At 62.4% G+C, this 11,740-nt stretch carries 15 protein-coding genes; 7 read left to right on the forward strand and 8 right to left on the reverse strand.

Annotation, left to right across the window (positions count from 1 at the left end; all coding sequences use genetic code 11):
- Positions 1-185 precede the first annotated feature (185 nt).
- Positions 186-629, forward strand: a complete 444-nt coding sequence (locus ACEZDE_RS33550) for a hypothetical protein (protein ID WP_380544932.1) — start codon at positions 186-188, stop codon at positions 627-629.
- On the opposite strand, the gene ACEZDE_RS33555 is transcribed toward ACEZDE_RS33550, so the two are convergent.
- From ACEZDE_RS33555 to ACEZDE_RS33570, 4 genes are all read right to left on the reverse strand, one after another.
- Positions 598-1,760 (reverse strand): IS3 family transposase gene (locus ACEZDE_RS33555; protein ID WP_380544969.1). Its coding sequence is split into 2 segments (ribosomal slippage): positions 598-1,473 and positions 1,476-1,760, totalling 1,161 coding nucleotides; the frame shifts between segments, so codons are not numbered across the junction. The two genes, ACEZDE_RS33550 and ACEZDE_RS33555, sit on opposite strands and share 32 nt — an antisense overlap.
- A 424-nt stretch (positions 1,761-2,184) precedes the next feature.
- The gene (locus ACEZDE_RS33560) at positions 2,185-2,457 is read right to left on the reverse strand and encodes a hypothetical protein (RefSeq protein ID WP_380544935.1); all 273 of its coding nucleotides are present in this window, start codon (positions 2,455-2,457) and stop codon (positions 2,185-2,187) included.
- A gap of 196 nt (positions 2,458-2,653) precedes the next feature.
- On the reverse strand, positions 2,654-2,938 hold the full coding sequence (locus ACEZDE_RS33565) for a hypothetical protein (protein WP_380544938.1): 285 nt from the start codon (positions 2,936-2,938) through the stop codon (positions 2,654-2,656).
- A 158-nt stretch (positions 2,939-3,096) separates the two neighbouring features.
- Positions 3,097-3,351 (reverse strand): Lsr2 dimerization domain-containing protein, encoded by a 255-nt coding sequence (locus ACEZDE_RS33570; RefSeq protein ID WP_380544972.1) that lies wholly within the window; start codon positions 3,349-3,351, stop codon positions 3,097-3,099.
- Positions 3,352-3,932: 581 nt separating this feature from the next.
- Here ACEZDE_RS33570 and ACEZDE_RS33575 point away from each other — a divergent pair.
- The gene (locus tag ACEZDE_RS33575; RefSeq protein ID WP_380544941.1) at positions 3,933-4,832 is read left to right on the forward strand and encodes a hypothetical protein; all 900 of its coding nucleotides are present in this window, start codon (positions 3,933-3,935) and stop codon (positions 4,830-4,832) included.
- A 15-nt stretch (positions 4,833-4,847) separates the two neighbouring features.
- Positions 4,848-5,858 (forward strand): hypothetical protein, encoded by a 1,011-nt coding sequence (locus ACEZDE_RS33580; protein ID WP_380544944.1) that lies wholly within the window; start codon positions 4,848-4,850, stop codon positions 5,856-5,858.
- A 35-nt stretch (positions 5,859-5,893) separates the two neighbouring features.
- On the opposite strand, the gene ACEZDE_RS33585 is transcribed toward ACEZDE_RS33580, so the two are convergent.
- Together ACEZDE_RS33585 and ACEZDE_RS33590 are read right to left on the reverse strand one after the other, a co-directional pair.
- The gene (locus ACEZDE_RS33585) at positions 5,894-6,304 is read right to left on the reverse strand and encodes a hypothetical protein (protein WP_380544947.1); all 411 of its coding nucleotides are present in this window, start codon (positions 6,302-6,304) and stop codon (positions 5,894-5,896) included.
- Positions 6,305-6,344: 40 nt separating this feature from the next.
- Positions 6,345-6,899 carry a hypothetical protein gene (locus ACEZDE_RS33590; protein WP_380544950.1) on the reverse strand — a complete coding sequence of 185 codons (555 nt, stop codon included), beginning with the start codon at positions 6,897-6,899 and terminating at the stop codon, positions 6,345-6,347.
- Between ACEZDE_RS33590 and ACEZDE_RS33595 the strand changes: the two genes are divergently transcribed.
- The 4 genes from ACEZDE_RS33595 to ACEZDE_RS33610 all read left to right on the forward strand — a co-directional run bounded on the left by ACEZDE_RS33595 (position 6,900) and on the right by ACEZDE_RS33610 (position 9,825).
- Entirely contained in the window at positions 6,900-7,394 is a 495-nt protein-coding gene (locus tag ACEZDE_RS33595) for a hypothetical protein (protein WP_380544953.1), read from the forward strand.
- Positions 7,395-7,444: 50 nt separating this feature from the next.
- On the forward strand, positions 7,445-8,026 hold the full coding sequence (locus tag ACEZDE_RS33600) for a hypothetical protein (RefSeq protein ID WP_380544955.1): 582 nt from the start codon (positions 7,445-7,447) through the stop codon (positions 8,024-8,026).
- Positions 8,027-8,469: 443 nt separating this feature from the next.
- Entirely contained in the window at positions 8,470-9,237 is a 768-nt protein-coding gene (locus ACEZDE_RS33605; protein WP_380544957.1) for a hypothetical protein, read from the forward strand.
- A 75-nt stretch (positions 9,238-9,312) separates the two neighbouring features.
- The gene (locus tag ACEZDE_RS33610; RefSeq protein WP_380544960.1) at positions 9,313-9,825 is read left to right on the forward strand and encodes a DUF4279 domain-containing protein; all 513 of its coding nucleotides are present in this window, start codon (positions 9,313-9,315) and stop codon (positions 9,823-9,825) included.
- Positions 9,826-9,857: 32 nt separating this feature from the next.
- Here the strand turns inward: ACEZDE_RS33610 and ACEZDE_RS33795 are convergent.
- A protein-coding gene (locus tag ACEZDE_RS33795; RefSeq protein ID WP_449341724.1) for an IS630 family transposase occupies positions 9,858-10,915 on the reverse strand; the annotation gives its coding sequence in 2 pieces (ribosomal slippage) (positions 9,858-10,466 and positions 10,469-10,915; 1,056 coding nt in all).
- Complete coding sequence (locus ACEZDE_RS33625; protein WP_380544966.1) at positions 10,912-11,304, reverse strand: helix-turn-helix domain-containing protein; 393 nt, start codon at positions 11,302-11,304, stop codon at positions 10,912-10,914. Before ACEZDE_RS33625 ends, ACEZDE_RS33795 begins: the two co-directional genes overlap by 4 nt.
- Between the last annotated feature and the right edge of the window lie 436 nt (positions 11,305-11,740).

An 11,740-nucleotide genomic window follows, 5' to 3' on the forward strand; every position in this document is an offset into this window, starting at 1 on the left:
CCGCCAACTGCGGCAGCAGGTCCTCGATCGCGACAGCACACACCACCACCCTGCCAGCACAACCCGCCTACGTCACAGGCGCATTGAAGCACGACAGGCGCCTACGAAAATCTTGTAAGACCCGCATTTTTTGTAGGCCCAGGGCGGGCCCCAGCCGCCCGGCGGCCCCTGGCAACCCTTGGGGCTTGCGCGGGCTGGTGGCCGCCTTGCTGGGCCGCATGCAGGCTGTCGAACGGCTCCTTGAGCTGGTGACTGACCCAGATGTCACCGTCGGATTCCTGGTGGATGTACAGCGCCTCGAAGAGCGCTTGGTTCAGCCAGCGGCGTTGCTGGTCGTCACAACGCCGGTAGAGCGCCTGTGGGTCTTCGAGCAGTTGCAAGCACAGCTCGATGATCTCCGCCGTGACGCTGAGATCCTGGACGGTGTCGCCCAGCCGAGCAGTGAGGCTCTCCCGCTGCCGGGTGATCTCGTGCAGTCGAGCCCGGATCTTGGCTTGGGGCAGGGTGCCATCTGCCGCCAGGTCGATGAGGTTGGTCTCTTTGGTGTCGAGCGTGCGGAGCTGTTGGGTCTGGTGCAGGTTTGGGTGACAGGTTTGGTCACGCGGCTTGGAGAGCCGGTGTGGTCATGACGGTCTCGAATTCGACGGGTGTCAGCCGGCCGAGTGCGGCTTGTCTGCGGCGTCGGTGGTAGGTCCGCTCGATCCAGGTCATGATCGCGATCCGGAGCTCCTTGCGAGTGGTCCAAGCCCGGCGGTCGAGGACGTTCTTCTGGAGCAGGCTGAAGAAGGACTCCATGGCCGCGTTGTCGGCCGCCGCCCCGACCGGCCCTATCGAGCCGGCCATTTGGTGGCGGTCGAGCGCCTGGACAAATTTCCGGGAGCGGAACTGCGATCCGCGGTCGCTGTGCACGATGCATCCTTCGACGTGGTCGCGTCGGGCGACGGCGCTGTCCAGGGCGGTCACGGCCAGGCGGGACTTCATCCGGGAGTCGATGGAATAGCCCACGATCCTGTTGCTGAAGACGTCCTTGACCGCGCAGAGGTACAACTTCCTCTCTCCGGTGACGTGCTCGGTGATGTCGGTGAGCCACAGACGGTTCGGGCCGGTTGCGGTGAAGTCACGGCGGACGAGGTCGTCGTGGACTGGCGGGCCGGCCTTCCCGCCCTTGCCGCGCTTCTTGCCGAACACGCTCCACCAGCGGTTGTCCCGACAGATGCGCCACGCGGTCCGGTCCGCCATCACGGCCCCGGCGTCCCGTGCTTCGTCGGCCAGGAACCGGTAGCCGAACTCAGGGTCGTCACGGTGGGCGTCGAACAGAGCGTTCGCGCGGTATGCCTCCTCCACTGCGGCATCGGCCACCGGCTTGTCGAGCCAGCGGTAGTAGGGCTGTCTGGCGAGCTTCAGCACCCGGCACGCAACCGCGACGGGCACCCCGTCTCCGGCCAGCTCCTTCACGAGCGGGTAGATCCTTTTCCCGGCAGGTGCGCCTGCGAGAGGTAGGCCGTGGCCCGGCGCAGGACCTCGTTCTCCTGCTCCAGCAGCTTGATCCTCCGACGTGCTTCCCGAAGCTCGGAACCCTCCTGGCCGGTCGTCCCCGGCTTGGAGCCGTCGTCGATGTCCGCGCGGCGCATCCACTTCCACAGCGTCATCGGGTGGACGCCGAAGTCGGTGGCCACCTGCTCCACCGTCACCCCCGGGCCGCGGTTCCTCGCGACCCGGACGACATCCCGGCGGAACTCTTCCGGATAAGGCTTGGGCACAGCAACATCCTTCCCACCCGCCCCACAGGGCAAGCCAGTTCAGATGTCACCCGATCGTGCGGCAGACCCCATATACATGTAAAACATGATGGCCAGCCTGAAAACCGTTAACTCGCATGAAAATTCACCCGAATATACAGGCGAATAAACGGTTGACTAGATCTGTTATCGGGGCCGATTTTGCAGGGACACGGGATGCGAAAAAACTGTTGTGGTTTTTCACATGCCCTCGGATCTGCCGCGATCTACCAACGCCGCCGGCGAAGCACTGCCATGACGATAAGCATCGCCAGGGCTCCAGATGCTACGAACGGCACGACTGGCCGCAGCAGCTCATACGCCCAGTGGGTCGCAAAGGCGATGACCAGGATGAGGACGGCAGCCCGTAGGGCTTGCCGCCCCCATCCCTCCGGATTGACTCCGTTCACGACGGCCGGTACTCCTCGAACGAGGTGTCGTGCCGCTCCGGGTTGCAGGCCCGCAGCTCGGTGACAAGCGTCTGCTTGGCGGTGATCTGGCTGGTGTTCTGCGTGTTGGTGGTCGAGGCGCCCAACAGCACCCGAAGGCGTCGCAGGGTGCGCTTGCCGAAGTGCTTGCTGTGCCGCAGGAAGATCCTGCCTTCCCGGGCAGCGCCCGGGATGTCAGCCGTGCAGCTCACCAGAGCTGCCAGCAGCATGACCATGGGCGTGAGATTCACGTCTACCTCCGTCGATGCGTGACGTGGTTGATCTGCTCTTCGGCCCTGCGACGCTGTGACGACATGTCATGCATGGCATCTTGGAGCCGTCCCAGGTGACGACCGACACGCATCGAGGCGCGGTCACGGCTGTACTGCCAGACACGACCACCCCCGAGGCCACCGGCCAACAGCGCCAGATCGAACAGCGCGGCCATTAGTCGAGGCCCGCGCTGAACTGCTGCACGCTGCGGGCGATGCCCGCGATCGTGACGTTGACGATGAGGGCGATGGCCTCGGCCGCGTCCGGGTTGGCGTTCTCGGCCTGGCGCTGGATGGCTTTGAGGTAGCTCACCTCCGAGAGGGCGAATTCACCCACCGCCGGCTTGGCGTGCACCTTGGCTTGTGCAACCCCTGTTGCCGCCACGGTGTGTGTCATTTCGCGTCGCGCGTAAGTCGGCAACAGAAAGCCGCTTGACTGACGCTTCATGATCTCACTCACTGGTTTCTCCCTTCTGGTCCAGTGCTTGACGTAGTGATGGCGACGCTACCCAGGCCCGTGGCAACTCGAAATCACTTGACCAATGACCAGGGTGTGACCAACGCGAAAGCGCAGGTCAGATGGGGTGATGACTAGTGCTTGACCAATATCAACAGGAGTTAGGAGTTCAGCTCCTGTGTCGAGGTCTCTGTGGCAGCGTCCACTACGACCCGAGCGACGGCGATGTAGGGAGCAAGCCGGGCACGGAACTCAGCCGCTTCACGCGCAGTGAGGAGATCGATCTCGTAAGCGGTCCCATCTATGCCGAAGGAAACACTTTGATCAACGGGCCCATAGTCGGTGTCCTCGCCCAGATCAAGAGCAGAGAAGTCGAAGTCCTCCGGGGGTGATTGAGGGCGCTTTCGCATTTGCATAGTCCTATTTAAATACTTTTTATTTATAACATATTGATAAACATTAAGCAAGAGCCAAAAGGGTAGGGTATGATTTGCATCAAAGTTCAGCAGGGGGCGTGATGAATAAAGCAAGTGATGCTCGGTTTTCTCAATTAGGACTTGCTCTGCAAGAACTATCAAGCTTGCAAGGTGTGCGTCGGATTGATTTGTTCGATGAGCTCCATGAATCAGGGGAATTGAGAGCACTCCAACAGTGCTGGAGCATCGATCTAGATAATGGCCCTAATTTCGCCCGTAGAGCTGTTGCAATAAATCTTGAGGCACATATAGCCCGCCTTAAGCCCGTACAGTCTAATCTTGGACATTTGCCCCAGGAACAGGAGGATTTTTTCCGCTATGTAGTCCGAGTGTGTTTCAATCTTCCCAGAGATCTAAGTTTTAATGGCAAAGATCTGACTGGTAGGCAAAATTGGCTGACAGGCCCTGCCCCGAATAGGCGCGCTGTTAGCAAAGCTACAAGTGGACGCTATCTCAGAAATGCGCGTATCCAAATCGAGCAACAAATTCTCGCCGCAGGCTTTCGGCCTCTGGACGTCGACATGTCAGAAACGGACAGCGATACCCCGGCTGTTATCGAGGATGAGAGTGAGACCAAAAACTCGCGAAACGTTTCGCCACGTGAGCTCGGTAAGGCAGTCCGGAGGACTGTCCTAGCTTCAGCTATTTTTGCCACGTGTACCGCAGGAGCCCTCATCGCTTGGACGCTGAATGGCAGCGGTGCCGCAAAAACACATGAGAAGGCTGGTTTGGCCTCAAGCGCCTCAGCTGTCTCATCGAAACCTGGGACTGCGAATCCATCGCTACCATTCACATATGCGCTTACCTATATGCCCGACGCGTCTCAGTGCGAAGGCTGGGTATTCCCGGGAAAGCAGCCAAGCGACATGCCATCGCCACCCGTAGGTGGATTGACCTCTGAATGGGCACACAGTCATGGCGGAATAGACGACGTCACGACGCGGCTTAAAATCGTCCTACAGGGTGCGACACAAGCGGACGTTGAACTCAGCAACTTGCGTGTTGTTGACGTACGCAAGCAGAAACCTGTCGCCGGTACTGATGTCAAGCTCTCTACGCAATGTGGAGGCGTCATCGAGGATCGGGTTTTCCAGGTCGCTCTCGGGACACTAACACCACAGATAAGACTAGTGACCGACAAAGGCGATGGAACACCGAGTGTCGGTGACGTGCCTGTGAGCTTCAAAACGGCTGACAATGATCCTGAAGTGTGGATTATTGAGGCTAGCGACTCCCTTGCAATCGGGAAGCCGAACACCAGCTGTGGTTGTACCGCGACGTGGAGACTGGCCGTTGACTGGTCATACAAAGGCGAGTCAAAGACACTGATCATCGACGATCACGGCCGACCGTTTCAAACCGGTGGCAGTGGGACGGCAACGCTCCTCGAACTTAATGGCTCCTGGAGCCGATTCAGCTAATAGTCAGGAGATTCTGTGAACGTCAAGCGCGGTGCCATAGGGGTTGTTCTCTGCACATTTTCTGCTTTTCTTTCAGGCAGCTGTAGCAGTAGCCAGTCGTCCAATTGCCTACCGACACTGGCCTATACTCACAGTATCGGCCAGGACAGGCAGGACATAGAAATCATCAGCGGCTGTGGAAAGCAACATCGGACGCTTATGCCACCGCAGGGCAACTCCTTCTCGTCTCCTGCGGTGAGCGCTGATGGCAAGAGCGTGGTGTTCATCTCAACGCTCGCGGATGAAGGTGCGATAATTGATGGAGTACCTGAGCCACCATATGAAGTTTTTAGAGGTCAGGTTTCAAGTGGGGCCGTGTTACGAGTGACCCAGTTTTTCGGTGAAGCGGAAAACCCCGTGCTGTCACCAGATAATAAGACTCTGACGTTCGCCTGGAATTATATTTCAGATCCGGGTGCCGCCCCGGGCGTAATGAAAGAAGGCATCGAGCATCTCTCGCTTGCCGGGGCACACCTGCCTGTGAATGATGTGTATGCGATGGTCGAATTTTCAAATCTGGAAGGAGACTCGGCCTGGTCACCTGATGGGAAGCTCGTGGCAACGTTGTACACACGGATGGACGCTTCTCACATCGCCATCTTCGACAGTGCGACTTGGAAACAGAAGACGGCGTTTGACCTAGATCATGAGGCTGCACAAGTGAGTTTCAGTCCTGACGGAAAGTACCTGCTCATGATCGTGAAACCGTCTCCAAAGCCACCGCAGGTCTACGCTCGAAATCTGAGCACTGGTGCTAACAAACAAATCACCACGTTCGCCAATGGCGTTGCCGCTGCCTCCATCGCGAACGACTGGTCACTTTTCTACATAGACGATCTGCCAGGAAGCGGGAATAGCGGATCATTGCACCAATACAACTTCCAGACGCACAGCGATACGATCATTATTAAAACTGGTGTCTATGGAGACGTATCCGTGGCACGAACCGGATCGGTCGGCAAACGTCCGGGCGCGTTTAATTTCTAGTCAGCTAGCCGGTCATTATGGGCTTGGGGGCTCTTTTAGTCAATATGACTTTTGCTTTTCTCAAGCGCCTGATAAGCCTCACGCAAATCCCGAGCTTCCGGCAACTTGCGAGCCTCCACGGCCTTGACCACTTCCAGCGCACGCCAGTGGTTCGACGGCACCACACGACCCGACAAGATGGCGCTTTGGACTGCCCCGCAGGCTTCGTCTTCCCGGTTGCTGACCAGCAGTGCGAGCGCCAGGTCGATGTTTGCCGATGCCACCCGGCGGGGCCACTTCGTGGTGTCGTTGGCCGGAGCCAGTTTGGCAATGACTTCCCGGGCATACGTCTCGGCCGACGGATCACCGACCCATGCCAGCGTCGTTGCCGTGTAGGCAAGCGCCTTAGCCGGGCCATAGCGGTAGTGGTGTTCGGTGCTGCCCTCCGCCGTGAAGGATGCCGACATCTTTTGGACGTTACTAATGGCAGCGTAGGTTTCTTTGGCTTCACCAAGGCGGGCGCGTGCTCGACCTTCCTGAGCCGTGGCCTGAATCGCGGCTGACGAACCCTTTGGGCGCTATCGACTGAGCCACGACGGCCAGTTCGGCGGCTTGGGTGTAGTCGCCGTTGGTCAGCACCCGCCAGGCGGTTGTCTCGTAGCACCAGGCGTGGATCTCGTCCTGCTCGCTCTCTTGAGCCAGCGTCGCCGCGGTCACCAATCGAGCAGTAGCGGCGTCCTCCTGCTTGAGGTCAATGTGCAGCGTCGCACCGAGCAATGAGAACCACCCGCCAACCTCCAACAGCCGGCGGTGCTCGCTGAGCGTCTTTTTGGCATCAAGCAGATGTGCAACGTAGGCCGAGTGCCGACGAACCCGTTCAAGGAGTTCTTGGGGTGGTGTTGACGGATACGCGGTAGCGAGTTCATCGAAAGCCCGCTCCAGCCGACGCAGCGTTTCATTACCGACATCGCTACTGAACTTGAATGAGTATTGTCGGGCGAACGGTGAGCGCGTTGGTGCCCCGACCCGCTCGGTGGGCGGGTGTCGCGGCAAGATGACCACATGACCGAGAGCGAAGCGGATCTGTTGCCGTTGCTGCGTGAGCTCGATGATCCGCAGTGGCTGGAGTGGCCGCAGAACTACGACCGTGGCGATAGCGCCGTCCGCATCGGCGGTCTTGTGGCCCGACTCGAAGGTGACTTCGCAACTCGCTGTTCAGCTGAGCGGGACACTCAGGACTCCAGCGAGTACGGACGTGTCGTCGTGCCTGGGGACGCGACTGTGTGCGGGACCCGGATCGTTGTCTGTGTAAGCAAGTTCGACTCACTGGCTCTGGTGTGCGCGGACAACCCCGGCGCCTTCCTCGGCACAGAGGAGGCGCAGGCTGAGGGCGAGTTGGACGGCGCTGACCTGGCCAAGGTCAACCGGGCGCTGGTCGAACTCGACTATGTTGTGGTCGCCGAGGAACTGTTGGAGAGCGACTACGACGGGCCGAGCCGACTGCCCTGGCACGTTCAGCGGCCCAACTGGTGGCATCGCTTCTTCGGCAGTTTCTGACGATCACCCCGACTCCTGGGCTGTCGGCAGCACTCGCTATCGTCCACGCCATGACCTCAAGTGATCATCTGCTCAACCTGATCCAGGACAACCCGGAGATCGACGGGCTGCTGCGGTCATCCTTCAGCTTCGACATCAGCCGGAAGCGATCCGGTGATGACTTGAGACTCGTCTCCGGTGCGCCGCTGACGGCAATCGCCGGGGAGTTCGCAGGTGGGACATATTTCCTGTGCTCCGGGGAGGACCGCCGCCAACCAGTGGTGTTCGCGAGTTCCGAAGGAGAGGGCGGGCTGATCGCCGACGACCTGGCGGGTGCGCTGGAGATCATCATCGGGCTGCAGTGGCAGGACTGCCTCACCTTCTCCGGCGGGGGCGACGTGGAGGTCATGCAGGTCTCTGCCCAACACCTCGAACGGAGTCTGGCCAGGAGCAATCCGGGGATCGACGAGCAACGTGCCAGCGTTGCCGCAGCCCTCGCCCTGCGTGTCGTTCCCGTGGCGGAACTCGTCGTCCGACTGCAGGAGGCTGCCTCTAGGACCGAGCCTGATTACGTGGTGTGCACCGAGGACGGGGAGCTATTTGACCCACCGTTCGGCCAGTACTCGGAGCCACGCCACGGAGGCTGGGCCTGAACCGGTCGGATCCCCACGTGGGTGTCCGTGCCGGGTAGAACGGACAGGTGGGGCGGCCGCGTGTGGTACGCCCGCCCACCGCCGCCGGCATCGGGATAGTCCCGAGGCGGCGGGTCAAGGGAGATCGGTGCTGGGCATCGCATGCGGAGCACAGTGCGAGCTGGGTGGGTTCGATGGGGACCCGTGGGGGTCTTCGGCTCGGCCCGGTGACTGCTCTACCAAGAGCGGACCCTGTTCCGGGGGAACCGACGGGGACGGGTCTGCGTCGAAGGGACGCTGACCTGATCCCGAGGGGGAATCCCATGCGTCGTACTTTCGGTGTGTTGCTGAGCGTGGCTGTTCTGCTGGCTGTGTCGGGGTGTGCGCGAGGCGGACCCACGGCCGAGGCGGTGGTAGCGCCGCGCCCCGTCGGAGCGGCAGTCCCACCGCGCTCCGCCGGCCCGGTGCTGTCGTCGACCTGCGCGGTGACGCAGTCGCCCGGTGTCTCCGGGCCGGCCGGGCGTCCGGGCGCCTCGGCCGCGATCCTTGGGTCCGCGTTGCTGGAGTGTGATGGTCGCACGCTGGTGGTGCAGGCCACCTACCCGCACGTCCTGGCCTGCGGGGAGGTGCCGTCCCTGGTCGCCAAGGAGGAGGCCGACCGCGTTCTGATCAGTGTCCGGTTGATGGTGCGTTCGGTATCGCCGCATACGCTGTGCGCGGCTGTCGCCGTAGTGGGCGGGACCTCGCAGGTGCGTCTGCGGGCTCCACTGGGCGGGCGCATGCTCGTTGACGCCGTGACCGGCCACCGGATCGCGGTGCTGGACGAGCGGAGCCTGCAGCATGTGACATACCTGCCCTCGGGCTACCACGTCGATCCCAGGGAACCCGTGCGGCTGACCACGGCAACCGCGCCCAACAGCGACCCGCAGAACCAACCGGCCGCTGTGGTACACCTCTTCGCGGCGGGAAGGATCATCCCGGGGGAGGACGACGGAGGGCTGTTCGTCACCCAGACCAGGGGCCGCATCGATCCAGGCCAGGCCGCCCCGGTCGGTACCGTCGTGGTCCACGGCCAGCACGCCAAGGTCTGGGACGACCAGGGCATCCGGTACCTGATCTGGCAGGAAGACGGCTGGACGCTGAAGGTCGAGAGCATGCCGACCACCATGAATGGAAAGCCGCTGTCCACCGGCGAACTGCAGAAGATCGCCCAAGGAATGCGCGCGATCTGAGTCCGCTCCACGTCAGGGTCTGGGTGGCCGCTACTGAACTTGAACTCGTGATGTCTGCCACGGGGTCCTGCCTGTATGGGGGCAGGCAATGCGCTCGCGTTCTTCGGGCCGGCCTGCGAGGGTGTGGACGTGCCAGAGGACGTAACGATGCAGCCGCGAACGGCGGACATGAAGTGGTCGACAGGGTCGATCCGGATCATGAGTCAGGCGATCAGTGCGAGCGAGATCTCTGCACGTCTGGGGCTCGCGGCCGGCGAGGAGTGCGAGCGCGGCACCCTGATGAGCCCTCGCAATCCGGCCAGTGCCCGACGGGAAGGCAGCGTCTGGGTCCTGCAGAGCGGGCTGGCCGACGACCGCGACCTCGCGGAGCATGTCCGGGCGCTGGTCGGATTGGTCGACGGGTGTCGTGAGGCGCTGGGCCACCTGTCCAACGACTGTGACCTGGAGCTGTTTCTCGGCTTCGGCAGTGAAAACGGTCAGGGTGGCTATGTGTTGCCCGCCGACCTACTCGCCGATGTCGCCGGATTGGGGCTCGACATCGTGCTCGACCTGTATCCCCCCGAGACGGCGGAGCCAGTCTCCGGATGACCACCAGTCCCGTTAAATGCGTTGTCGGCCGGTCAGAGCATCAGACCGGTCGCGGCGAGACAGCCGTCGATCACCTCCGGCCGGTACTGGAGCATCTCGAGCTTGCGCTTCACCGCGCGGGTGATCTGGCCGAGGTCGGCTGCGGCGAGGTTGCCGATGCCGCGTTTGACCAGCGACCAGATGCCCTCCTGCGGGTTGAGGTCCGGGGCGTAGGTCGGTAGCTGGAACACGGTCAGCCAGGCAGTGCTGGCCTCGAAGAACTCCCGCAGAGGTGTGACCAGGTGCATGCGCAGGTTGTCCCACACCAGGACGATCGGGCCGCCGAGCTGGGTGTGGACGCGGATGATCAGGTCGCGGTAGTCCTTCCAGCCGAAGCCCTTTGGCTCGTCCTTGCGGCCCCGGTACTCGCGGATCGCGTAGATCAGCCGGGAGCGCTCGCCGGGCTTGTAGCAGGTCATCCCCGCCATGGAGACGCGGCCCGCGCCGCGGCCGCGCACACGGACGACGGGAGTGACGCCCTGGCGGCCCCAGGTCCTGGCACGCGGCGGCGTCATCGACTGGCCGGCCTCGTCCTCGAAGACCACCCAGGCTCCGTTCACCGCCGCGGTGCTCTTACCCGCGGCCAGACCTCCCGCCTCCACAGCTCCACCGCGTCCTCGTCACGCTCGATCGCGCGCCGCGCGGGCTGCTGCCACGACCATCCGTGCCGCCGCAGCAGCCGCCACGTCCCCTCCACGGTGTACGAGACATGGAACAACCGGCCGATCATCGTCTTCACCCGCGCCAGTGTCCACCGCTGATCGGCCCACCCATGCGCCAGCGGGCCACGCTCCAACTCCCGCTCCAGCCGGGCTATCTGCGTCTGCGACAGTCGCGGCCGACCAGGCGAACCCTTCGACGCCAACCCGGCCAGGCCCTCCTCACGCCACTGGCGCCGCCAACGTTCTACCGACCGCTCCGAGACCCGCAACGCAGCAGCGATCTCCCGATTCTTCTCGCCAGCCTCGAAGCCAGCCACGGCCTGGAGCCGGACCCGCTCTCGCCCGGCCCTCTCAGCGTCCGTCAAACCGCCGCCCTGCGGATATCTCACCGTTCCAGGACTACCGAAGCCACCCGCACGCTGTCCGGCGAACAGCCCGACATCACCCGATCAAGTTCAGTAGCCTGGACACGACGGGCAAGTTCTAGGGCGTCAAATTCGTCACTGCTGGCCGGATCGGACGGCACGGCCGACCACGGGCTCACCACGAGCAGGTTTTTGCTGAGCGTCTGGTCGGGGGTGAGCAGTTCATCAAGTTGAGCTGCGGTGACATCCAACAGCTTCATGAGCTTTGGGCGATGCCAGGGTTGTGGCTCGGCTTCACCCCGTTCCCAACGGGCCACCGTGGAACGGTCAACGTGCAGTGCTTCGGCGAATGACTCCTTGCTGAAGCCTGACGACTTTCGCCGTTCGACAAGGCGAACGCGTTTGGAGGCCATGGCCCGCACCCCCTTCTTAACTGCCGTTTCTCCAGGTCAGCTTACCCGGTGCACCAGGTAAGCACCCGAAGTGCGCCCAATTCGCCCTGGGCTGCTGGTGGCCGGGCCCATGTACTCGGACGTGCGGCTGGACTGGCCGGGTTACCAGCCAGTTGGCGGGCCGCACCCGTACCGGGAGTGAGGGTGACAGGACATGACGACCCGAGTAGGCAGGGTGCCCGTCAAGGGCACCCTGGTGACGGACGAGGAGACCGGCAGGACCGGTGTGCTCATGGCAGTTGAGACGATCCGGTTGCCGCATGGCAAGCGGCGCGTGTGAACGACGGCGGTTTTCCCCAGGGGTGGTGTCGGCGTAATTCTCCAACCCCTGGGGCCGCCGCAGTCAGGCTGCGGACTGCTGGCTGATCTTCTCGGTGGGGGTCCTCGGTCGCTTGTT

Origin of the sequence: Streptacidiphilus cavernicola (assembly GCF_042510955.1) — a bacterium.
Taxonomy (GTDB): Bacteria; Actinomycetota; Actinomycetes; order Streptomycetales; family Streptomycetaceae; genus Streptacidiphilus; species Streptacidiphilus cavernicola.